The sequence below is a fragment of the Streptomyces sp. NPDC043870 genome (assembly GCF_056435785.1).
The window spans coordinates 181,225-201,696 of record NZ_JBWKDT010000008.1 but is presented as its reverse complement, the minus strand read 5'-3'; the positions used below and the strand labels follow the sequence as shown (position 1 = coordinate 201,696).

The following is a 20,472-nucleotide window of genomic DNA, read 5'->3' as shown; positions in this document are numbered from 1 at the left end:
CGCCGTAATGTGTGGCGCATGACGCCCCCGGCAATGCCTCGCAGCGCACTCGCCGACACCGTGCTGGAACGGCTCACGGCCGTGTACCCCACGGCGGCCGACCCCGTCCGGGCACGCGAGGCCGCCGCGTACATGAAGGACATCGCACCGTTCCTCGGCATCCGTACCCCGGACCGCCGCGCCCTGTCCCGTGCCGTACTCGACGGCGCCGCGCGCCCCGACGAGGCCGACTGCACGGCCATCGCCCTGCGCTGCTGGGAGCTGCCGGAGCGCGAGTACCACTACTTCGCGGTCGACTACCTGCGCCGGTACGTGACGCGCTGCTCGTCCGGCTTCCTCCCCGTCGTACGACACCTGATCACCACCGTCTCCTGGTGGGACACCGTCGACGCGCTCGCCTCGCACGTCGTCGGCGGACTGGTCGCGGCCGGTCCCGAGCTCGTCCCCGTCATGGACGAGTGGATCGAGGACGACGACCTCTGGGTCGCGCGCACCGCCCTGCTCCACCAGCTCCGCCACAAGGACGCGACCGACGCGGACCGCCTCTTCCGGTACTGCCTGCGTCAGTCCCGCCACCCGGACTTCTTCATCCGCAAGGCGATCGGCTGGAGCCTGCGCGAGTACGCCAAGACCGACCCCGACGCGGTCCGCGGCTTCGTCTCCGCCGCCCGCGACCGGCTGGCGCCGCTCTCCGTACGCGAAGCGCTCAAGAACCTGTGACCCCGTAACCCCGCACAGCCCCGCGTAACCCTGCCGGGAAAACCATTCGACGCCCACCCACGCCGTCGGAGATCCTTCAGGCATGTTCCGGTACGCCTTCCCCGCAGCGCCGTCCGCAGTCGCGGACGCGCCGAAGGCTGCCGGTTTCCACCTGGCCGCGGCAGTCGACGCGGTCGTCGCAGCAGCTACGGCCGCTGCAGTTGACGCAGCCGCCGCCGCGCCCTTCGACGGCGCCCGAAGCTGACCCTCCCCGGATCGACCGGCGGACCCCGCAGGGGGAGGGTCGGTCCGGCCCAGGGGTCCCCCTCCACAGGGAGTTCACGCTTCGAGTTCCGGGAAGGAACCGCAAACAGCCATGCCCAAGACGGCATACGTGCGCACCAAGCCGCACCTCAACATCGGCACCATGGGCCACGTCGACCACGGCAAGACCACCCTGACCGCAGCCATCACCAAGGTCCTCAGCGAGCGCGGCACCGGCACGTTCGTGCCCTTCGACCGGATCGACCGGGCCCCGGAGGAGGCCGCGCGCGGCATCACCATCAACATCGCGCACGTCGAGTACGAGACCGGCACGCGGCACTACGCGCATGTCGACATGCCGGGTCATGCCGACTACGTCAAGAACATGGTCACGGGAGCGGCACAGCTCGACGGGGCGATCCTCGTCGTCTCCGCGCTCGACGGGATCATGCCGCAGACCGCCGAGCACGTCCTGCTGGCCCGTCAGGTCGGCGTCGACCACATCGTCGTCGCGCTCAACAAGGCCGACGCGGGCGACCCCGAGCTGACCGACCTCGTCGAGCTGGAGGTCCGCGAGCTGCTCACGGCACACGGGTACGGCGGAGACGCCGTCCCCGTCGTACGGGTCTCCGGTCTCAAGGCCCTGGAAGGCGACCCACGCTGGACCGCCGCCATCGAGGCACTGCTCGACGCCGTCGACACCTACGTGCCGATGCCGGTCCGCTACACGGACGCGCCGTTCCTGCTCCCGGTGGAGAACGTCCTCACCATCACCGGACGCGGCACGGTCGTCACGGGCGCCGTCGAGCGCGGCACCGTGCGCGTCGGCGACCAGGTGGAGGTGCTCGGCGCGGAGGTCACGACCGTCGTCACCGGCCTGGAGACCTTCGGCAAGCCGATGGAGTCCGCCGAGGCCGGGGACAACGTGGCGCTGCTGCTGCGCGGTGTGCCGCGTGACGCGGTGCGCCGCGGCCATGTGGTCGCCGCGCCGGGCAGCGTCACGCCGAGCCGCCGCTTCACCGCGCAGGTGTACGTCCTGTCCGGCCGTGAGGGTGGCCGTACGACCCCGATCGGCACCGGCTACCGGCCCCAGTTCTACATCCGTACGGCGGACGTGGTCGGGGACGTCGACCTCGGTGAGGCGGCGGTCGCGCGCCCCGGCGACACGGTCACCATGACCGTCGAGCTCGGTCGCGACATGCCGCTGGAGCCCGGTCTCGGCTTCGCGATCCGCGAGGGCGGCCGTACGGTCGGTGCCGGCACGGTCACCGAACTGGTCTGAGTCCGGAGCCCGCCTCCCGCCGTGTGCGGGGGGCGGGCTCGCCCCGTACACGTCACACTGCTGCCATGGCGGAGAAGGACGACGAAGCGAAGAAGCAACGAACGGCACTGGTACTCGGCGGTGGCGGGCTCGCCGGCATCGGCTGGGAGATCGGCATGCTGCACGGACTGGCCGCGGCGGGCGCCGATCCGACCGGTGCCGATCTCATCGTGGGCACCTCGGCCGGGTCGGTCGTCGGCGCGCAGCTCACCTCCGGCCGGTTCACCCTGAAGGAGCTCTACGCCCGTCAGCTCGCCGATCCGTCGGGGGAGGTGCCCGCGGGCATGGGCCCGACCGTGCTTGCCCGTTACCTCTGGGGCGTAGTGCGCTCCCGAGACGCCGAGGCGTACGGCGCACGCATGGGACGGCTTGCGCTGGGCGCCCGCACGGAACCGGAGGAAGTCCGGCGAGCCGTCTTCGCCGAACGGCTGCTCACACACGACTGGCCGTCGGAGCGGCGGCTCGTCGTGACCGCGGTGGATGCCGTCACGGGGGAGTTCCGGGCGTTCGACCGGGAGAGCGGGGTGGAGCTGATCGACGCGGTCGGCGCGAGTTGCGCCGTTCCCGGTGTATGGCCGCCCGTCACCATCGACGGGCGGCGTTTCATCGACGGCGGGGTGCGCTCCTCGACCAACGCGGACCTCGCACTCGGCTACGAAACGGTCGTCATCGTCGCTCCCATCGCGTTCGGCGGCGGTCCGGTGCCGTCGGCCCGCGCGCAGGCTTCCCGGCTCGCGGCGGCCGGGGCCCGCGTGGTGCTGATCACGCCGGACCGGGCGGCCCGCCGGGCGTTCGGGCGCAATGTCCTGGACCCTGCGCGCCGAGCGCCCGCGGCGCGGGCGGGGCTGGACCAGGCAGCGGCCCATGCGGAGGCGGTCCGCGGCATCGTGGCCGGCTGACGGTCCGCGCGCAGCGCCTGCCCGGCCGGTGTGCCGCCCACATCCGATGGGCCGGCGTGTCCGTCCGACGACACGGGACGGGCCCACGGCCTGTCCGGTGGACTTGCCGGGCTCCCGACGCCCTGCGACTCCGTCTCCTGCGTCGTCGGCCGGCATGGCTCTCCCCCTGCCTTCGGCCGGGGGATCCCATCCCCCGCCCTGGATCCGAAGCCGCATCAGTGACATCAGCCGCTTCGCCCGTCGCCTGATGGACGCGCACTGTGCGCGAGGCGTCCTTCAGCGGCGCGACCGCGGACTGGGAGGCGGCGGACCTGCCGGTCTCCGGCGCCTACACCCTGCTGTTGTCCCCGGGCAGCAGCAACCTCGGCGCCGTCACGGTCACGGTGTCCAAGACGGTCGGCAGTGCACTGACCCCTCCACCCTCCGCGCCCTCGCTGATCCACCCTGATCCGCCGGACAGGCCCTCGTGGGCGGGCCCGGGATTCGGCGGTCGGCGTGGGCGGGCCCGGGATTCGGCGTCCGGACGGCCGCGGGTACGAGCCGGTGCTCGAGATCGGAGGCCGGACGGGCCGGCACCGCGGGCAGGCGCACAATGGGCGGGTGAATGAGGCCATCCCCGTCATCCGGGCCGTCGACCACGGCACCGCCAAGCTCATGCCCGACGTGGACCGGGAGCGGGCCTGGCTGCTGACCGTGGACGGTGCTCCGCAGTCGTACGTCGACCTGGACGATCCGACACACCTCGAGTTCGAGTACGCGCGCCGGCTCGCGCATGTGCTCGACTGCGTGGCGGACGAGGGTGCTCCGATCGATGTGCTGCATCTCGGTGGTGGGGCGCTGACACTGCCGCGCTATGTCGCGGCCACCCGGCCCGGCTCACGGCAGGACGTCGTGGAGGCGGACCGCGGGCTGCTGGCGCTCGTCGCCGAGCAGCTGCCGCTGCCGCCCGGGACGGGGATCGTCGTGCACGGGGCGGACGCCCGGCAGTGGCTGGAGCAGGCGCCCGCCGACTCGGCGGACGTGCTGGTCGCCGATGTGTTCGGGGGATCCCGCGTGCCCGCCCCACTCACGTCCGGTGAGTACGCGCGGGCTGCGGAGCGCGTCCTGCGCCCCGGCGGCATCTACGCCGCGAATCTCGCCGACGCCGCTCCCTTCACCTTCCTCCGCTCCCAACTGGCGACGTTCGCGGACGAGTTCCGGGAACTGGCGCTGATCGCCGAACCCGGCGTACTGCGCGGACGCCGCTTCGGCAACGCCGTACTGCTCGCCTCGCACCGCAGGATCGACACAGCGGCCCTCGCCCGCCGCACCGCGTCCGACGCCTTCCCCGCGCGTGTCGAACACGGCGAGGCCCTGCGACGCCTCATCGGGGACGCGCGCGCGGTACGGGACGAGGACGCCGTCGCGTCACCCGAGCCGCCCGACGGAGCCTTCAGCATCGGCTGAGGCACCGACCGGTGCGTCGCCGTTTCCCGCTACCCGCTTCGTACGCCGGGTCAGATTCCGCACGTCGGGAACCAGCAGCACCAGCGCCGTCACCAGCACGATCAGTGCCGCACAGCCCCACAGGGCCTCCTGGCGCCCGAACAGACTCTCGGCGGGACCGGCCAGCGCCGTCGAGAGCGGCAGCATGGCGGTCGAACCGAACCAGTCGTAGGCAGAGACCCGGGACAGCTTCTCCTCCGGGATCTCCTGGTGCAGCGTCGTCATCCACGCGACGCCGAACACCTCGATCGCGACACCGCTGATGAACATGACCACGAACAGGGCACCGAGCGGTACCGGGACGGCGAGTGCCGCCGAGGGCAGCGCCAGTGGGAACACACAGAGCGTGCCCACGAGCAGCATCCGCCGGGGCTTCCACCGCATCATCAGCAGGGCGCCGCCGAGCGTGCCCACGCCGAACGCCGCCAGCGCGAGCCCCCACGGCCGTGCACCGCCGAGCGACTCCTCGGCGACCAGCGGGCCGTAGACGGAGTCGGCCGCGCCGACGACCGCGACCACCACCGAGAACTGGGCGACGATCGACCACAACCAGGGCCGGCCGGTGAACTCCTTCCAGCCGTCGCGCAGATCGGCGAGGAGCCCGCCGCCCGCTGCCCGCTCCGGTATGCGACTGACGTCGAGGAACGCGCGGAGCGCGCCCGCCACCGCGAAGGCGGCGGCGTCGACGGCGAGCACCCAGCCGGGGCCGACCGCGGCGATCATCGCGCCGCCGAGCGCGGCGCCGCCGATGCCCGCGCCGTGCACCGACATCCGGAAGAGCGCGAAGGCCCGGCTCGCCTGCTCACCGCTGACGCTGGACATCAGCATGCCCTCGGCGGCCGGGTTGAAGAACGCCTGTCCGGTGCCGCACAGCGCGGTCAGCAGCATCATCTGCCACAGCTCGGGATCCCCGGCCAGCACCAGGGCGGCGAAGGCCGCCTGCGAGACGCAGTTGAGAACGTTGGCGGCCACCATGACGCGGTGCCGCGGCAGCCGGTCCGCGATCGCCCCGCCGATCAGCAGGAAGAGAACGAGCGGGAGGGTGCGGGCCGCCGCGACGAGTCCCACGTCCCCGCCGTCCCCGCCGGACTCCAGCACCGCGAACGCCGCCGCGATCAGCGCACCATGGCTTCCCAGATTGGTGACGATCGCGGCGGCGGTCAGCAGTGAGTAGTTGCGGCCGGCCCATTCGGGACGGCGGCGGGGCGTACGGCGTCGGGCGACGGCGGGATTGTTCACCCCAGGACTATCGCCGTCGCCGTCGGCCCGTGCCAAACCGATTACGACGCGGGCGCGGAGGCCAGCCGTACGGTGCTGAGGATCTGCTGGATGGTCGCCTCGGGGACCTCGCCCGTGACGCCCGTGTTGGCGTAGAGGACCCAGGACGAGAAGTCACCGTTGGTGGTCTTGAAGGAGAAGGCGATCGACTTGCCGTCCGTGTCGCACTTGTCCTCCTTCTTCACGCCGAGGGCTGTCGCCGTCGCCACATGGCCGCTGAGGCCGGACTTCGTCGTGTACGGCCTCGCCTTGGTGACCTTGACGGTGCCCTTGGGCTCCGTCTGGGCGTAGGCGGCCCACACCCAGTTGCCCGCCTCGTTGTAGGCGGCCTCGGCGGTGTCCTTGGCGCCCTGGCCGCCCTTGGTCCCGGTCCCGGCGAGCCCGGAGTCCTCGGCGCGGCCGTCCAGGTCGGAGTCGACCGAGCACCACTTGCTCTTGAAGTACGCGGGGGCCGTCATCATGACCGCGGCCGAACCGTCGCCCTTCTTCTCGTCCTCGAACCCGGACCCCACACCCGTGCCGGCCACCTCCCAGGTGGCGGGGACGTCGAACTGGGTCCCGTACTTGGGGTTGGTGACGACCTTCCAGCCCGGGATCGTCGGCTTGGCCGCGCCCGAACCGTCGCGCGGGTTGTCGGTGGGGGAGGGCGCCCCGGTCGGCTTCGTGGCGGTGGCCGCGGGCTTCTTGCCGTCGGCCTGGTCCGACTTCTTCTCGTCGTCGCCCTTCATCACCACGACTCCGGTGATGACGGCTGCGGCGACGACGGCGGTGGCCGCCGCGATCGCGACGACGACCGTCTTCTTCTTGTCCTGGGGCGAGTGGGGCCCACCGGGTTGCGGCGGTCCGGGGACGCTGTACTGCGGCACGGTCGGCTGCTGGTACGGGTTCGGCTGCTGGTAACCCGGCTGCGGCGGATACCCGGGCTGCTGCTGGTATCCCGGCTGCTGGTACGGGTTCGGCTGCTGGTAACCCGGCTGGGTGTACGGGTTCTGGTCCTGCGGGTTCTGCTCGCCCCCGGGCGGCTGCTGTCCTGGCCACATGGCCAGTAACCATAGAGGTGCCGGGTGTCCGCTGCCACGGCGCCCCCGTGGGGATGGCCAAGTTGAACTACCCGTGGGTAACATCCGGTCCATGAGCGCAGATCAGATGTCCGTCGGTGAGATGCTCGCCGCCACAGTTCCCATGGTCAGGACCCTCAACCTGGAGTTCGTCGAGGCCTCGACCGAGCGTGCGGTGATCCGTATGCCGGACCAGAGCGACTACCACAACCATGTAGGCGGGCCGCACGCGGGCGCGATGTTCACGCTCGCCGAGTCCGCGAGCGGCGCGATCGTGCTCGCCGCCTTCGGCGACCAGCTCTCCCGCGCCGTGCCGCTCGCCGTCAAGGCCGAGATCGGCTACAAGAAGCTCGCGATGGGCGTCGTCACGGCGACGGCCACCCTCGGCCGCCCCGCCGCCGATGTCGTCGCGGAGCTGGACGCGGGCGGGCGCCCCGAGTTCCCGGTCGAGATCGCGATCACGCGCGACTCGGACGGAGCGGTGACGGGCGAGATGACCGTTGTCTGGACGCTCCGTCCGAACGCCTGATTCCGCACGGCAGATGTGAGCCGCCCCCGGTGTCCCGTTCCGGACGCCGGGGGCGGTCGTGTCTCCAGGTAGGCTGCCCGGGGTGCGCGTCCCACGGCGCACCCCGGGCAGCGCAGCCCGATGAGATCCGGCCATCCACCACGCCCGCACGACCACGGGCCGGGGCCGATGACAACGGGAGGAACGGCGTTGCACGTCCAGGAGTGGCTCGAGACCGTCCCTGCGGTGAGCATCTACATCCTGGTGGGGGTGGTCATCGGGCTCGAGAGTCTCGGCATCCCGCTGCCGGGTGAGATCGTCCTCGTCAGTTCCGCGCTCCTCGCCTCCCAGCACGGGGACATCAACCCCTGGGTGCTCGGCGCCTGCGCCACCGCAGGCGCGATCGTCGGCGACTCGATCGGGTACGCCATCGGCCGCAAGGGCGGCCGCCCGCTGCTGGGCTGGTGCGGCGGGAAGTTCCCCAAGCACTTCAGCGAAGCCAACATCGCGATGGCCGAGCGGTCCTTCGAGAAGTGGGGCATGTGGGCCGTCTTCTTCGGCCGCTTCGTCGCGCTGCTGCGGATCTTCGCCGGTCCGCTCGCCGGTGTCCTGCGCATGCCGTACTGGAAGTTCCTCATCGCCAACGTCTTCGGCGGCATCCTCTGGGCGGGCGGTACGACCGCCGTCATCTACTCGGTCGGCGTGGTCGCCGAGGCCTGGCTGAAGCGCTTCTCGTGGCTGGGTCTGGTGCTGGCCGTGCTGATCGGTCTCACCTCGATGCTCGTCCTCAAGAACCGCGCCAAGAAGGCGGCCGAGCGCGCCGAGAGCGCGAGTGACGCCCCCGCGGACGCCACGGAGGAGCCGTCGCCTACGGTTCAGGCAGGCGCGGCACAGTAGGAGTATGAGGAGAAGGCGATGGCAGAGCGTGAGCGGGCACTGATCTCAGGAGTGGGCGGGAAGGAGCCGCAGATCGCTCCCGACGCGTTCACCGCGCCCACGTCCGTCGTGATCGGGGACGTCACCCTCGCGGCCGGTGCGAGCGTCTGGTACCACGCCGTACTGCGCGCCGACTGCGGCCCGATCGTCCTCGGTGCCGACAGCAACATCCAGGACAACTGCACCGTGCACGTCGACCCCGGCTTCCCGGTGACCGTCGGTGAGCGTGTGTCCGTCGGGCACAACGCCGTGCTGCACGGCTGCACCGTCGAGGACGACGTGCTCGTCGGCATGGGCGCCACCGTGCTCAACGGTGCCCACATCGGTGCCGGCTCGCTCATCGCCGCGCAGGCGCTCGTCCCGCAGGGCATGCGGGTGCCGCCGGGTTCCCTGGTCGCGGGCGTACCCGCCAAGGTCAGGCGCGAGCTGACCGACGAGGAACGCGAGGGCATCAAGCTCAACGCCGCGATGTACCTGGAGCTGGCGAAGGGGCACCGGGCCGCTCTCGACGCCTGACCGCCGGCGCCGGCTGCTGATTGGGCCGCGGGGCACGGGGTAGTCGCAGCGGGCGAGGGATGACAGGCGCGACCTGAAAGGCTCAGTCATGACCACCCCGAAGGAACCGCCCCCTGACGGACCCGGGCCGGTGCCGAGCAGCCCCGATCCCGTGCCGCGCGATCCGCAGCCGCCCGCACCGGCCCCGGAGCCCGACGACGCGCCGCCTCCGGCCCCGGAGCCCGGCACCCGGCCGCTGCCCGAGCCACCCGACTGAGGAGGCCGTGTCCGATGGTGTCCCGGCGTCACCGATTGCGGACGCTGGGTGATGGGCGCAAGGTGGATACGCCAGTCCACCCCCCACAGTGAAGGGACAACCGTCATGGGCAAGGCAAAGGCCAGGGCGAAGCAGGCCAAGGGCAAGATGAAGGAAACCGCCGGCAAGGCAATGGGCGACCAGGGCATGCAGGCCGAGGGCCGCGGCGAGCAGATGGCGGGCAGGGCCGCGGAGGACGCGGCCGAGCGGATCAAGAAGTCCGGACGGTAGTCCGTCCCAGGACGCCGCTCGTGACCGGGGCGGCCGCACCCGTACTCCACGTGGTGCGGCCGCCCCGCTGCGAAGTCCCCGCGATGGCCCTACGAGGCCCTGGGACGGTCTGGGACGCCGGGGATGTCCGCGGGGCGGGGAGCCTCGGGGCCGGGAGCCTCGGGGAAGTCCGCGGGAAGTGTTCGGGAAGCTGTCCTCAGCCTCCTTCTCCGCCGCGCCGCACACTGCGGCGCACCCGGCGCTTCACGTCGTCGAGCCACTGGCGGCCGGCCGGCGGCCGGCTGGAGTGCCGGTCCAGCTCCTCGATCAGCCGCTCCGAGCGTTTCTCGACGTCCAGCTCGTCCAGGATCCGGTCCGCCTCCGCGAGCAGCGCCCCATGGAGCTGCCAGTGCTCGTGGTCGTCGCGGACGCCGTCGAGCAGGAGCCCGGCCACCCGGTCGCGGCACTCACGGCCCGCGGCGAGTTCCTCGGCGAGGCGTGATTCCGCCTCCTCGGCGTTCTCCGAGACCTGTGAGGTGATCAGCTCGGAGAAGGACTCGATCGCGGCGGACAGATGGCCGAACAGTTCCTGCAGCGCCGGGGTCACATGCGGCGGGAAGAGCGTGCCGGCCGGCCGGGTCTTGGCCAGGTCGGTGAGCGTCCGGCAGGACACGCGCAGGATCACCGCGCAGATCTCCAGCGCATCCAGTCCCGTGCGCAGCACGAGCCGCGAAAGCAGCGGCTCCTTGACCCGGGGATTGAGCCGCAGACTGTCCTCGGCCTGGCGCAGGGCCGCGTCGACCTGCACGATCTCGTGGTCGAGCCGGCGGGCCTCGTGCAGCCTGGCCGCGGCCTGCGCCACCGGCGTGTAATCGGCGAGCGCGTCGGCGAGGCTCGACAGCAGCCGCACCATCCGGGCGGCGAGGTCCGTGATCGCCTCGCTGGCGTCGTTCACCCATACGGGCGGCACGAAGAGCACATTGAACAGGAGCCCTACGACGGCGCCGATCAGGGTCTCCAGCACCCGGTCCCAGGCCGTCGCCGTCACCTGGGTGACGCCGAGCACGAGCATGGCGCTGATGGCCACTTCGGGCACGAACTCTCCCACCTTCACGAACCGGCCGATCACCAGCGACGCCAGGATCACCAGCCCGAGGCTCCACCAGCTCAGCCCCACCAGCGCGCTGAAGCCGATCGCGATCAGTACCCCCGCCACCACCGAGTTCACCCGGCGGATGCCGGTGGTGAGTGTCGAGTACAGCGTGACCTGAACGACGAGCAGCGCGGTGAGCGGCGCGGTCAGTGGCGCGGGCTCGCTGCTCAGCTGAAGGGCGACGACGTACGAGATGACGGCGGCCGCGGTGGAGCGCACCGTCTGGACGACGGCCGGTTCCCTGTGTCGCCGTACGAAGTCGCGCAGTGGTTCGGTGGCTTCGGACACTCTCTTCCCATCCCCGCCGGTGGCGCCGGTGAGACACCCCGGCCCCGGACTCACCCCTGGCTGTGGGGTGAAGATCACAGTTCGCCGCTCTGACCGGCCCGGTCCGCGCCGACTACCGTGTCCGGGTGCCGAAGAGCAGAAACACGTTCTCCTCCCTGACCGCCTGGCGACGCCGTGTTCTTGCCCGCGCCGTGCACCGCGGCTGGCGCTGGGTGCAGGACACGGGCGCGGTCACGGCGGAGCAGCCGGGGCGGCTGCGCTTCCGCAGGCTCGGCACCGGGACGCGGCTCGCGTTCCCGCAGGGAACCGTGTTCGGCGAGGCGTGGATCGAGCTCGGTGACCACTGCATCATCGGCGAGCAGGTGACGCTGACTGCCGGCATGATGCCGGATCTCGACCTCGGGCCCGACCCCATCCTGACGCTCGGCAACGGCGTGGTGCTCGGGCGCGGCAGCCATGTCATCGCGGACACGACGGTGACGATCGGGTCGGACACGTACTGCGGCCCGTACGTCTACATCACCTCGACCAATCACAGCTACGACGACCCGCACACGCCGGTCGGCAAGCAGTGGCCTCGGGCCGAGCCCGTGGAGATCGGCCCCGGCTGCTGGCTGGGCACGGGCGCGGTGGTCCTCCCCGGCGCGCGGCTCGGCCGCAACGTGGTGGTCGCGGCCGGCGCTGTCGTACGGGGCGAGGTGCCGGACCACGCGGTGGTCGCCGGTGCGCCCGCCAGGGTCGTACGGAGCTGGGACCCGGAGAAGGGCTGGCAGCCGCCGCTGCGGACGCCCGCGCCGGTGCCGATCCCCGACGGCGTCACCCCCGAGCAGCTTGTCGCGCTCGCGGAGCTCGAGGAGGCTGATCGCCCGTGACCTGGGTCAGGTCCTGTCCGGCGGATCAGGCCACAAGCCGTAGGGCTAGCCGGTGGCCAGCAGCACCGTGCCGACGAGTGCGAGCCCGGCGCCTGCCGCCTGCACGGCCCGCAGCCGCTCCTTGAGCACGCCGCGCGCGGCCAGCGCGGTGACCACCGGATAGAGCGAGGCGAGCACCGCCGCGACCGTCACCGGGCCCTGCTGTGCGGCGATCGAGTACGTGCCGTTGGCGGCGACGTCCGCCAGACCCACAAAGGCGAGCGCCGGCAGCGCAGCGCGGACGACCCGCAGCCCGCCGTCCTCCGGCAGCGCCCGCGCACCCCGTTTCACCGAGACGTACAGGGCTGCGCCGCCCACCGCCACATTGGTGACGCGCTGCACGAGCAGCGCCAGGAACAGTCCGGTGATGGTGGTCGACGCCTCGGCGATCAGCGCCATCACAGAACCGAAGCCGAAGGCCGCCAGCAGTGTCAGCAGGATCGCCTGCCGCTGGACCGGCGCCCCGCGCAGCTCGGGCCCGCCCGCGAGCAGTACGCCGACCACCGCCACCGCGATGCCCGCGAACTGCAGCAGCCCCGGCCGGTCCCCGATGAGCAGCCCCACCGAGACCGGTACGACGACTCCCAGCGAGCCGAGCGGGGAGACGACACCCATCGGGCCGAGTGCCAGCGCCTTGTAGAAGCTCAGCATCGCGACCGGGCCGACGACACCGGCAGCCACCGCGTACCAGAGCTGGGGACCGGCTTCGTTCCAGCCACCCGTCGCGACCACGATCGCGCCGAGCACGACCACCGCGATCGTCTGCGACACCACGACCACGGTCAGCGCGGGCGTACGTCGTGCGAGCAGCCCGCCGCCGAAGTCGGCCAGGCCCCAGAGGAGGCTCGTGGCCAGGGCGAACAGTGCCGTCATGGATGCCTCGCAGTACAGTTCGGTGAACGATCGGGTGCACCACACCGTAGTGCATTCTATTGAACTCTGTCATTCATAATATTGGACGGAACGTGTCGGACCTCGACCAGCTCACGCAGTCGCTCGCCCGTAACCTCAAGCGCTGGCGCGGCGAGCGGGGCTTCACGCTCGACGCACTCGCGGCCCGCTCCGGGGTCAGCCGCGGCATGATCATCCAGATCGAGCAGGCGCGCACCAATCCGAGCGTCGGTACGACGGTGAAGCTCGCCGACGCCCTGGGCGTCAGCATCACCACGCTCCTCGACTACGAGCAGGGCCCGCAGGTCCGGCTCGTACCGCAGGAGCAGGCCGTCCGCATGTGGTCCACGCCGGGCGGCAGCTCCACCACGCTGCTCGTCGGAACCGAGGCCCGTGGCCCCCTCGAACTCTGGGCCTGGACGCTGATGCCGGGCGAGGAGAGCGCCTCGGACCCGCACCCCGACGGCACCGTCGAGCTTCTGCATGTCACCGCGGGCGAGCTCACTCTCGTCATCGAGGGGGAGTCCCACAGCGTCCCCGCCGGCACCTCGGCGACCTTCGAGGCGAACGTCCCGCACGCCTACCGCAACAACGGCACGCAGAAGGTTGAGATGACCATGGCCGTGTCCGTTCCGCCCGCGCGCTGAGACGTCCAATCGGGGCGCGCCCGACGGCTGTTAGCGTGACGGGTATGCGCGCACCCATCGGAGACTTCGACAACGCCCGGCCCGCCCCGGACTGCCTCGACGAACTCACGCCGCCCGTCGCCGAGGCGGTGCGCCGCTGGAGCGGAGACGTCCCGGCCGAGCAGCTGCTGTACGTCGACACCGACCCGCGGATCGCCGACACGGCGGTCTTCGTCGAGCACCACGGCGCCGACCTCCTCGACACGTCCGCGAACTGCGTCGTCGTGGCCGGGAAGCGTGGCGGCGAGGCGACCCTCGCCGCCTGTGTCGTCCTGTCCAGGACCCGTGTCGACGTCAACGGCGTCGTGCGGAAGCAACTCGGCGCCCGCAAGGCGTCGTTCGCCTCCATGGACAGCGCCACCGGCGGGACCGGCATGGAGTACGGCGGCATCACACCGATCGGACTCCCGGCCGGCTGGCCGCTGCTCGTCGACGCGGCCGTCGTCGACACCGAATGGGTCCTGATCGGCAGCGGGCGCCGCCGCGGCAAGCTGATCGTGCCCGGAAAGGTCTTCGCCGGCCTGCCGGGGGCGGCGATCCTGGAGGGCCTCGGCGTCGCCTGAGTCCCCCGGCCTTGAAGCGATCCGGGTTGCTCGGATCGGACTCGGACGTCCGCCCCGTGTCAGGTTCTGAGCCAGATCAAAAGCGTGCCGGCGGTGACGGTGCGGAGGGGGTACCTGTCCGCGCTCGTCGTAGCGGGGCTTCGTGGCTGCGGAGATCTCGCCACGCTGAGCCGGTCGGTGCGGCAGCCGGCGGCAGCCGGGCGTTCGGTCAAGCCTGGGCCGCGGCTGCCGTGTCCGGGGCTGGGTCAGCGTTGCGTTCGGCTCGTTGCTCCTGCTGCACACGCCATCCGTACCGGGTGATGCCGCGTGGCTTGTAGACCGAGAGGGCTGTGGTCGTGAGCAGTACGGCCACAGCGGCGGCGGCGTCGAGGGCGATCTGGAATCTCATTGCGCCGAGGTCGGAGCCGGACAGGTTCCTGCGGCTGGCGGCGTCCGCCACCTGGTCGGCCACCCGCATGTGTACCAGGAGGAGGAACGTGGCCAGGACGGTCAGGGCGAGCTTGGCCAGCACCCAGTAGTGGCGCAGCAGCCCCCACGTGGTGCCCAGGGACTGGACGAGACCGGTCAGCAGCGAGGCGAAGGCCAGCGGGACGATCACGTACCAGCCTGTCACCTCCATGGCGAGATACGCCCCGCGGGCTCGCTGGGCGTCCTGCCCGGTCAGGCCGACGACGGCGAGCACCAGGAAGGCGGCGACCGAGCCGAGCCAGCCGACCGACGAAGCCACGTGCGCGGTCAAGGCGAGTTTGCGGATACCGGGCGCCATGGCCATCAGTGGCCGCCGTGCATGCCGGGCCCCATGCCGCTGCCGGTGAGGTGCAGGACGACGAACAGGACGACCACGACGAGCGCCAGGGCCCCGGACACCTTCACCCAACGCGGTGCGCCGGGGGCTGTTCCACGGACCGGGGCTGCACCAGGGGTGGGCTCGGACGGTGAGTCGGTCATGCGAATCCCCTTGCTCGGGCGGGCGCGGTGGTCGGGTTCTTCCACGGCGCCAACACTTATCGAGACACAGTGTCTACGTCAAGTCGAGGTGTATCACCTTCGTCGCTGCGTACACTGAGTCGATGCCGAAGCTGTGGAACGAGACCATCGAGGAGCACCGCCGCGCCGTACGCGACGCGGTGCTCAGGACCACGGCGGCGCTGGTGGCCGAGCAGGGGTTGCGCGGGGTGACGATGTCGCGGATCGCGGAAGAGAGCGGCATCGGGCGGGCCACGCTGTACAAGTACTTCCCAGACGTCGAATCGATCATGATGGCGTGGCATGAACGCCAGGTCGCCGGCCACCTCGACGAACTCGCCGAACTCCGCGACCGCGCCAGCACCCCCGGCGAGCGGCTGGCGGCCGTGCTGGAGCGCTATGCGTTCATCCAGCAGCAGCGGCACGGGCATGGAGGAGAGCTCTCGGCCGTCCTGCATCAGGGCGGTCACGTGGCGCACGCCGAGCAGCATCTCCGTCACTTCATCCGGGGCCTGATGGCCGAGGGGGTTCAGGCGGGCGAAGTCCGGGGCGATGTCGCGCCGGACGAGCTGACGGGGTACTGCCTGCACGCGCTCGCCGGGGCCGGCGGCCTGTCGTCCGAGGCCGCAGTGCGGCGGCTCGTCGCGGTCACGATGTCCGGCCTGCGTCCTTCCTCCTGACGCTTCGCCAGGCACGGGACATGGCGTGGAGAGCGGGCGATGCACACCGACGGCCCGCGCGACGACTGAGCCGCACGTGTCATGAGTAGCTCAGCTGCTCGTTCCCGTCAGCGCCGCGTCCCTCCGGGGTGAGGTCGGTAAGGCCGCCGTTGTGGCTCGCGCCTGTCGCCTCCGCCCGTCCGGCCACTGCTCGCGGCACAGTGGAGACATGAACGCAGACGACAGGAACCTTCTGGCCCGGGCACGCGTGGCGACCAGGCTGCCGGCTCAGGACCTGGACCGGGCGCGGCGCTTCTACTCCGAGGTACTCGGTCTGGAGCCTGTCGACGAACGGCCTGGTGGACTGCTGTATCGGTGCGGAGGCGTGGATTTCGCGCTCTTCCAGTCGGCGGGAGCCTCGCCCGGCACGTTCACGCAGATGGGGTGGGAGGTCGACGACATCGCGGCCGTCGTGTCCGAGCTCAGGCGGCGCGGTGCGGTGTTCGAGGAGGTCGATCTGCCCGGGCTGCGGACGGTGGACGGGATTGCCGAGATCGAGGGGAACTACCCGAGCAAGGGCGCACGAGGTGAACGCGGCGCCTGGTTTCGTGACAGTGAGGGGAACATGCTGGGCATCGGCGAGCCGGTCGTCTGAGGCGAGCACCCGGTCAACGCCCGGTGCGGAGGGGCGGGCCAGGCGCCCGTGAACCGGCTGTCGCCGCGCAACAGGTGGCCGGGTCAACGATGGGAAGTGGCTGGCCATCGGCCTGGGGCCGCTCGTTCGGATCTTGCCGGGTTCGCGTGCCCCGACCAGAGGCAGCCATTGGCCGGCTCAGAAGCCTGCGCGTCGGGCCGGATCTCGACCACCGGGCAGCCCGGCCAGGTCCGCACCATACGCAGTGCCTCATCCAGATCGGCGACCTCGATCTCGGCGTACCCGCTCACGACCTCCTTGCCCTCCACGAACGGCCCGCCGACCACGACCGGCTCCCCACCCTCCAGCCGCACGGTCGTCGCCGTCTCCGGCGTGCGCAGCTTCTGCCCACCCGTGATCTTTCCGGGCGTGGGCGGCGAACCACTCGTTGACGCGTTCGAACGCCCGCGCCCGCTCTGCGGGGCTCATCGCCTGCAGCTCGCCCGCGGACCTGGCGCTACACCTGGGACGCCGAGGACCGGCTCACCTCCTGCACCACCCCGGACGGCACGGTCTGGCGCTACACCTACGACCCCTTCGGCCGTCGTACCGCCAAAACACCGCATGGCCGCCGACGGGACCACGGTCGCGGCCACAGCCCTCTTCTGCTGGGAGGACACCTGGCTGGCCGAGCAGACCGACACCGCGTCCGGTGTCACCCTGACCTGGGACCACGAGGGCTACCGCCCCCTGTCCCAGTTGGAGCGCCGCACCGTCGGCGACGCCCGACAGGATGAGATCGACAGCCGCTTCTTCGCCATCGTCACCGACCTGGTCGGCACGCCCACCGAACTCGTCGACGAACAGGGCGGGATCGCCTGGCACAACCGCCTCCACCGTCTGGGGGCTCACGGCCTGGAACCGCGACGCCACCGCCTACACTCCGCTGCGCTTCCCGGGCCAGTACGACGACCCGGAGACTGGTCTCCACTACAACGTCCACCGGCACTACGACCCGGAGACGGCCCGCTATGTGTCATCCGATCCCCTGGGGCTCGCCTCCGCCGCCAATCCGTCCGCCTATGTCACCAATCCGTACACCTGGATGGATCCCGAAGGGCTGATCGCCAAGGGGTGGGGACACGGCGAGAGGAGCGCGTCGCCCACGTGAACCCATGACCCGCTAGCGCAGGGAATTGAGCTCAATCGCAGGGCAGCGGTCCATGACCATGTCGAGCCCGGCTTCGCGGGTCCTGTCGTACGCCTCCTCGTCGATGACGCCGAGCTGGAACCAGACCGCCTTGGCGCCCTTGGTCACGGCTTCATCGGCGACCGCGCCGGCGAGCTCGCTGTTGACGAAAACGTCCACGACGTCAACGTCGAAGGGAATGGCATCGAGGGACGGATAGCCCAGTTCCCCGTGGACCTTCTCGGCCTTCGGGTGCACGGGGACGATCCGTTTGCCATAGCGCTGCAGGACCTTCGCGACTCCGTAGGCGGCGCGCTGCTCGTTCGAGGAGAGACCGACGATCGCCCATGTGTCGCCGAGTTCGTTGAGGATCTTACGGACGGTATCCGTCTCGCTGTGCACGCTGTACCTCCCATGGGCCGGTTGTTCGACCCAAGAGGGAACGACCGTCGACTGCGCGCCATTCCCGGCGGCTCCAGCGCGTGGAAAGAGGCGATCCGAACCTTTCGCTCGCCCTTCCCCGCATCCGTACCCTCGACTCGGCTTTTCTCGCCCGTGGGCCCCGGCCGGGTATTTCGCGCCGCCGTGCGGAGCGAACTGCACGTTGCGTGGGACGGGCCGCACGTTCTGGCCGACCAGTTGAACAGCGGCGCCGTCTGTGACGTCCTTGACCTCGGCGAGCGGCTCGCGGATGCCCTTGTATGGCAGACAGATGCCCGTGCCGACGTCCGGCCAGCTACTCCTACTCCCGGGCGATGATGCCGAGGCGTGACGGCGACGCGCCACACACGAGAGGGATCGTGGATGGGTTCGGACGGTCTCGAGCCGAGATCTGCTCGACTGCACCTGGTGGTCGGCCTGCAGCTGCTGCAGCCGACTCCCGGGGCAGACAGCTAGCCCGCCCGGGCGGCTGCGAGGTGGGCGTCCACGGCGACGACACCGTCGACGCCCTGGCAGAGGCCCACGACCACCGGGACGAGACGCCGTTCCGGGACGTGACCCCGCAGGGTGAGGACCCCGTCCCGGACCTCGACCGTGACCGTGCCCTCGTCCAGGCCGAGGATGCGCCCCAGGACGTCCTGCTCGACCTCGCCGCGGATTTCGACGTCGGAGCGGATGAAGGCGTCGAGCAGGTCGCTGCGGCTGACGATGCCGGTGAGGAGCCCGTCCTCGCCGACCACCGGAAGCTGCTTGACGTGCCGCCTGCGGAGTTCCCGCGCGGCCCGGGGGATCGTCCAGTCGGCGCGGGCGGTGAAGACGGGGCTGCTCATGAGCGCGCCCGCGGTCCGAGCCCGGGCCTTGCCCCAGACGCGCTCGTCGTCCCCGTCCTGCCCCTGCGGATCGGGCATGCCGGTCTCGTGCCGCAGCACGTCGGACGCGGACACGACGCCGACCGGGGCGCCGTCGTCGTCGACGACCGGGGCCGCGACGATGTCGTTCGCGTCCAGCAGGGCGGCGACCTCCTGGAGCGGTGTGTCGGGGCGGAGGGTGACGACATCCTCGGTCATCACGTCACCGACCGTGCGGCGGTGCAGCATGGCATCGGCCTCCTCCGCTGTGCGACGGGGCGGCCGCGGTCGGACCGCCCGGGCGGACGACGCGCGGGGCGCCGGCCTGCGTGGCCCTGTCGGCCGTCCACGCCGTCTCCCCTTCCCATGACAGCACCGCGCCGCTCCGGCGACCAGTGACGTTCGGTCTGGCGGGGGAGGGCCGGCGGTCCCACGGCCAGGAGTACGGCCGAGCGCGCGGTAGACGCTGGCGACGCTGAGCGCCTGGCCCTTGCGCTTGTCGATGGGGATGAGCAGGTCGACCATCCTGACTGCTCACTCAGAGTCATCGAGCTGCGGGCTTCAGCCGCGAATACGCGACACCTCAGCATGCGACCTCGCCAGTCCCAAGGGCCGACATGCCCTCCATCACCGGGTCCGTGATGGCGGAGATCGTGGCCCTCGATCACTCGGCGCGCCGTCCACCTTGGCGAGATGAGCCCCGATCTCGCCATGGGAGGGCCCCTTCGCGGACAGTGACAGCACCATGATTCATGCCGGTCAGGCACCGCCGTCGCTTCTTGACGGTCTGCGGCTCGACGGCGCCCGCTCGGTCACGGGAAATGCCGACGCCAGCCCGGCCAATGTCCATCATTCACAGTCCCTGCCGCCGAGCAGTACCGGCGCCGACTGGTCACCGCCCGGCAGGCACCGTCCGACTGGGCCTGGCTACACCGGTGAGCAGCAGCATGCCGAGCGCTAGTGTCGTGACCGGAGGGGTTCACCGGCTCGCGCTCCGCGCTCGCCCTTCCAACTGTGGGGGAGACAACGGCCGGCGCCTGGTCGGCCGAGGGGGAGGATCATGCTGTTCGCGCAGCTCAAACCCGGCGGGCTGTACGTCAAGCGGACCTACCGACCGGACTGGGAGCTGACCCTGATCCGGGTCGGCGAGTCCCCGCGCCTGTGGCGGTGGAACGAGAAGCGGTGGTCCTACGAGGTGGCCGAAGACGCCGACCGGGCGGACCTCAAGCAGCGTGTCGGCTATCTCGCCGTGGCGCCCCCGGCGGCGTGGCCGGAGAGCGACGGCGTGGGCGGCATGCTGAGGCGGGGCATCCATCGCTGGGCGAGGCCGATGGCCGCGCTCCGTTCTCCCTTGCCGGATCCCTCCGTGACGCGTGTGGCCTGGTTCGATCTGCCGACTCGCGACGAGGACGAGGAGCTGTCATGGACGATCTTCGATCCGCGGGACATCGTCTGCCCGTACACCTCACCGGAGGAGTTCCAACAGCTCATCCTTGACCGGATGACGGCGCTCGGCGTGGAACCGGCTCCCGTGTTCCAGCCGCCGCCCCCGGGCAGCATCACGCCCACCGACGTCCCTCGTGCGGCGCTGCGGCTCGACGTCCTCGCGGAACTTCTCGACCGCGTCCCCAGTCCCGGGGCGGAACAGGAAGCCGAACGCTGACGGGTGTTCCGCCCAGCAAAGTGGCGAGCCCGGGGGGGGGGGCGGGGGGGGGGGGGGGAGGGGGGGGGGGGGGGGGTGGGGGGGGACCTCTTCCTTTTTTTTCTGGGGGTC

Annotated in this window: 24 protein-coding genes and 2 pseudogenes; 17 read left to right on the top strand and 9 right to left on the bottom strand. The window is 71.2% G+C overall.

Annotated elements, in window-relative coordinates; translation table 11 throughout:
* The first annotated feature begins 18 nt into the window (after positions 1-18).
* The 5 genes from AC0699_RS13720 (at position 19) to AC0699_RS13700 (ending at position 4,629) form a co-directional block, all read left to right on the top strand.
* On the top strand, positions 19-720 hold the full coding sequence (locus tag AC0699_RS13720; protein ID WP_478659462.1) for a DNA alkylation repair protein: 702 nt from the start codon (positions 19-21) through the stop codon (positions 718-720).
* Positions 721-802: 82 nt separating this feature from the next.
* A complete protein-coding gene (locus AC0699_RS13715; protein WP_469771086.1) occupies positions 803-964 on the top strand; it encodes a hypothetical protein in 162 nt (53 codons plus the stop codon).
* A 111-nt stretch (positions 965-1,075) separates the two neighbouring features.
* On the top strand, positions 1,076-2,245 hold the full coding sequence (tuf, locus tag AC0699_RS13710; protein ID WP_478659460.1) for an elongation factor Tu: 1,170 nt from the start codon (positions 1,076-1,078) through the stop codon (positions 2,243-2,245).
* Between the two features lie 65 nt (positions 2,246-2,310).
* Positions 2,311-3,183 (top strand): patatin-like phospholipase family protein, encoded by an 873-nt coding sequence (locus tag AC0699_RS13705; protein ID WP_478659458.1) that lies wholly within the window; start codon positions 2,311-2,313, stop codon positions 3,181-3,183.
* A 600-nt stretch (positions 3,184-3,783) separates the two neighbouring features.
* Complete coding sequence (locus tag AC0699_RS13700) at positions 3,784-4,629, top strand: spermidine synthase (RefSeq protein WP_478659456.1); 846 nt, start codon at positions 3,784-3,786, stop codon at positions 4,627-4,629.
* Here AC0699_RS13700 and AC0699_RS13695 read toward each other — a convergent pair.
* A complete protein-coding gene (locus tag AC0699_RS13695) occupies positions 4,591-5,907 on the bottom strand; it encodes an MFS transporter (protein ID WP_478659454.1) in 1,317 nt (438 codons plus the stop codon). The two genes, AC0699_RS13700 and AC0699_RS13695, sit on opposite strands and share 39 nt — an antisense overlap.
* A 41-nt stretch (positions 5,908-5,948) precedes the next feature.
* A complete protein-coding gene (locus AC0699_RS13690; RefSeq protein WP_478659452.1) occupies positions 5,949-6,986 on the bottom strand; it encodes a DUF8017 domain-containing protein in 1,038 nt (345 codons plus the stop codon).
* A 106-nt stretch (positions 6,987-7,092) separates the two neighbouring features.
* On the opposite strand from AC0699_RS13690, the gene AC0699_RS13685 reads away from it, so the two are divergent.
* The 5 genes from AC0699_RS13685 to AC0699_RS13665 all read left to right on the top strand — a co-directional run bounded on the left by AC0699_RS13685 (position 7,093) and on the right by AC0699_RS13665 (position 9,490).
* Positions 7,093-7,533: a DUF4442 domain-containing protein gene (locus tag AC0699_RS13685; RefSeq protein WP_478659566.1), complete on the top strand. Its 441-nt coding sequence runs from the start codon at positions 7,093-7,095 to the stop codon at positions 7,531-7,533.
* Between the two features lie 189 nt (positions 7,534-7,722).
* On the top strand, positions 7,723-8,409 hold the full coding sequence (locus tag AC0699_RS13680; RefSeq protein ID WP_478659450.1) for a DedA family protein: 687 nt from the start codon (positions 7,723-7,725) through the stop codon (positions 8,407-8,409).
* A gap of 18 nt (positions 8,410-8,427) precedes the next feature.
* On the top strand, positions 8,428-8,964 hold the full coding sequence (locus AC0699_RS13675) for a gamma carbonic anhydrase family protein (protein ID WP_478659448.1): 537 nt from the start codon (positions 8,428-8,430) through the stop codon (positions 8,962-8,964).
* Positions 8,965-9,052: 88 nt separating this feature from the next.
* Positions 9,053-9,220 carry a hypothetical protein gene (locus AC0699_RS13670; RefSeq protein WP_478659446.1) on the top strand — a complete coding sequence of 56 codons (168 nt, stop codon included), beginning with the start codon at positions 9,053-9,055 and terminating at the stop codon, positions 9,218-9,220.
* A gap of 105 nt (positions 9,221-9,325) precedes the next feature.
* Entirely contained in the window at positions 9,326-9,490 is a 165-nt protein-coding gene (locus tag AC0699_RS13665) for a CsbD family protein (protein ID WP_478659444.1), read from the top strand.
* A 196-nt stretch (positions 9,491-9,686) separates the two neighbouring features.
* On the opposite strand, the gene AC0699_RS13660 is transcribed toward AC0699_RS13665, so the two are convergent.
* The gene (locus AC0699_RS13660) at positions 9,687-10,910 is read right to left on the bottom strand and encodes an FUSC family protein (protein ID WP_478659442.1); all 1,224 of its coding nucleotides are present in this window, start codon (positions 10,908-10,910) and stop codon (positions 9,687-9,689) included.
* Between the two features lie 125 nt (positions 10,911-11,035).
* Here AC0699_RS13660 and AC0699_RS13655 point away from each other — a divergent pair, with 125 nt between their 5' ends.
* The gene (locus AC0699_RS13655; RefSeq protein ID WP_478659440.1) at positions 11,036-11,782 is read left to right on the top strand and encodes an acyltransferase; all 747 of its coding nucleotides are present in this window, start codon (positions 11,036-11,038) and stop codon (positions 11,780-11,782) included.
* A 45-nt stretch (positions 11,783-11,827) separates the two neighbouring features.
* Here the strand turns inward: AC0699_RS13655 and AC0699_RS13650 are convergent, their stop codons facing one another.
* Positions 11,828-12,694, bottom strand: coding sequence for an EamA family transporter (locus AC0699_RS13650; protein WP_478659564.1), 867 nt, complete (start codon positions 12,692-12,694; stop codon positions 11,828-11,830).
* Positions 12,695-12,786: 92 nt separating this feature from the next.
* Between AC0699_RS13650 and AC0699_RS13645 the strand changes: the two genes are divergently transcribed.
* Positions 12,787-13,359, top strand: a complete 573-nt coding sequence (locus tag AC0699_RS13645) for a helix-turn-helix domain-containing protein (RefSeq protein WP_478659438.1) — start codon at positions 12,787-12,789, stop codon at positions 13,357-13,359.
* 44 nt (positions 13,360-13,403) lie between these two features.
* Positions 13,404-13,961 (top strand): YbaK/EbsC family protein, encoded by a 558-nt coding sequence (locus AC0699_RS13640; RefSeq protein ID WP_478659436.1) that lies wholly within the window; start codon positions 13,404-13,406, stop codon positions 13,959-13,961.
* A gap of 208 nt (positions 13,962-14,169) precedes the next feature.
* Here the strand turns inward: AC0699_RS13640 and AC0699_RS13635 are convergent, their stop codons facing one another.
* Together AC0699_RS13635 and AC0699_RS13630 are read right to left on the bottom strand one after the other, a co-directional pair.
* A complete protein-coding gene (locus tag AC0699_RS13635; RefSeq protein WP_478659434.1) occupies positions 14,170-14,727 on the bottom strand; it encodes a hypothetical protein in 558 nt (185 codons plus the stop codon).
* A gap of 5 nt (positions 14,728-14,732) precedes the next feature.
* Complete coding sequence (locus AC0699_RS13630) at positions 14,733-14,909, bottom strand: hypothetical protein (RefSeq protein WP_478659432.1); 177 nt, start codon at positions 14,907-14,909, stop codon at positions 14,733-14,735.
* A gap of 122 nt (positions 14,910-15,031) precedes the next feature.
* Between AC0699_RS13630 and AC0699_RS13625 the strand changes: the two genes are divergently transcribed.
* The 3 genes and pseudogenes from AC0699_RS13625 to AC0699_RS13615 all read left to right on the top strand — a co-directional run.
* Positions 15,032-15,607, top strand: a complete 576-nt coding sequence (locus AC0699_RS13625) for a TetR/AcrR family transcriptional regulator (protein WP_478659430.1) — start codon at positions 15,032-15,034, stop codon at positions 15,605-15,607.
* Positions 15,608-15,815: 208 nt separating this feature from the next.
* A complete protein-coding gene (locus tag AC0699_RS13620; protein ID WP_478659429.1) occupies positions 15,816-16,241 on the top strand; it encodes a VOC family protein in 426 nt (141 codons plus the stop codon).
* Positions 16,242-16,720: 479 nt separating this feature from the next.
* Positions 16,721-17,343: pseudogene (locus tag AC0699_RS13615) on the top strand (RHS repeat-associated core domain-containing protein); the annotation flags it as partial.
* Positions 17,344-17,403: 60 nt separating this feature from the next.
* Here AC0699_RS13615 and AC0699_RS13610 read toward each other — a convergent pair.
* From AC0699_RS13610 to AC0699_RS13600, 3 genes and pseudogenes are all read right to left on the bottom strand, one after another.
* On the bottom strand, positions 17,404-17,811 hold the full coding sequence (locus tag AC0699_RS13610; RefSeq protein ID WP_478659427.1) for a CoA-binding protein: 408 nt from the start codon (positions 17,809-17,811) through the stop codon (positions 17,404-17,406).
* A gap of 491 nt (positions 17,812-18,302) precedes the next feature.
* Positions 18,303-18,947, bottom strand: coding sequence for a CBS domain-containing protein (locus tag AC0699_RS13605; protein ID WP_478659425.1), 645 nt, complete (start codon positions 18,945-18,947; stop codon positions 18,303-18,305).
* A 364-nt stretch (positions 18,948-19,311) separates the two neighbouring features.
* Positions 19,312-19,518, bottom strand: a pseudogene (locus AC0699_RS13600) (transposase); the annotation flags it as partial.
* Positions 19,519-19,758: 240 nt separating this feature from the next.
* Here AC0699_RS13600 and AC0699_RS13595 point away from each other — a divergent pair.
* Positions 19,759-20,361, top strand: coding sequence for a hypothetical protein (locus AC0699_RS13595; protein ID WP_478659423.1), 603 nt, complete (start codon positions 19,759-19,761; stop codon positions 20,359-20,361).
* Positions 20,362-20,472: the final 111 nt, after the last annotated feature.

What these genes read in the sequence shown, in the direction of transcription:
- AC0699_RS13670 (WP_478659446.1), top strand. Translation starts at nt 9,053, where the DNA reads ATGACCACCCCGAAGGAACCGCCCCCTGACGGACCCGGGCCGGTGCCG.
- AC0699_RS13630 (WP_478659432.1), bottom strand. Translation starts at nt 14,909, where the DNA reads ATGACCGACTCACCGTCCGAGCCCACCCCTGGTGCAGCCCCGGTCCGT.
- AC0699_RS13595 (WP_478659423.1), top strand. Translation starts at nt 19,759, where the DNA reads ATGCTGTTCGCGCAGCTCAAACCCGGCGGGCTGTACGTCAAGCGGACC.
- AC0699_RS13705 (WP_478659458.1), top strand. Translation starts at nt 2,311, where the DNA reads ATGGCGGAGAAGGACGACGAAGCGAAGAAGCAACGAACGGCACTGGTA.
- AC0699_RS13635 (WP_478659434.1), bottom strand. Translation starts at nt 14,727, where the DNA reads ATGGCGCCCGGTATCCGCAAACTCGCCTTGACCGCGCACGTGGCTTCG.
- AC0699_RS13620 (WP_478659429.1), top strand. Translation starts at nt 15,816, where the DNA reads ATGAACGCAGACGACAGGAACCTTCTGGCCCGGGCACGCGTGGCGACC.
- AC0699_RS13685 (WP_478659566.1), top strand. Translation starts at nt 7,093, where the DNA reads ATGTCCGTCGGTGAGATGCTCGCCGCCACAGTTCCCATGGTCAGGACC.
- AC0699_RS13625 (WP_478659430.1), top strand. Translation starts at nt 15,032, where the DNA reads ATGCCGAAGCTGTGGAACGAGACCATCGAGGAGCACCGCCGCGCCGTA.
- AC0699_RS13605 (WP_478659425.1), bottom strand. Translation starts at nt 18,947, where the DNA reads ATGCTGCACCGCCGCACGGTCGGTGACGTGATGACCGAGGATGTCGTC.
- AC0699_RS13665 (WP_478659444.1), top strand. Translation starts at nt 9,326, where the DNA reads ATGGGCAAGGCAAAGGCCAGGGCGAAGCAGGCCAAGGGCAAGATGAAG.
- AC0699_RS13720 (WP_478659462.1), top strand. Translation starts at nt 19, where the DNA reads ATGACGCCCCCGGCAATGCCTCGCAGCGCACTCGCCGACACCGTGCTG.
- AC0699_RS13715 (WP_469771086.1), top strand. Translation starts at nt 803, where the DNA reads ATGTTCCGGTACGCCTTCCCCGCAGCGCCGTCCGCAGTCGCGGACGCG.
- AC0699_RS13675 (WP_478659448.1), top strand. Translation starts at nt 8,428, where the DNA reads ATGGCAGAGCGTGAGCGGGCACTGATCTCAGGAGTGGGCGGGAAGGAG.
- tuf (WP_478659460.1), top strand. Translation starts at nt 1,076, where the DNA reads ATGCCCAAGACGGCATACGTGCGCACCAAGCCGCACCTCAACATCGGC.
- AC0699_RS13640 (WP_478659436.1), top strand. Translation starts at nt 13,404, where the DNA reads ATGCGCGCACCCATCGGAGACTTCGACAACGCCCGGCCCGCCCCGGAC.
- AC0699_RS13650 (WP_478659564.1), bottom strand. Translation starts at nt 12,694, where the DNA reads ATGACGGCACTGTTCGCCCTGGCCACGAGCCTCCTCTGGGGCCTGGCC.
- AC0699_RS13690 (WP_478659452.1), bottom strand. Translation starts at nt 6,986, where the DNA reads ATGTGGCCAGGACAGCAGCCGCCCGGGGGCGAGCAGAACCCGCAGGAC.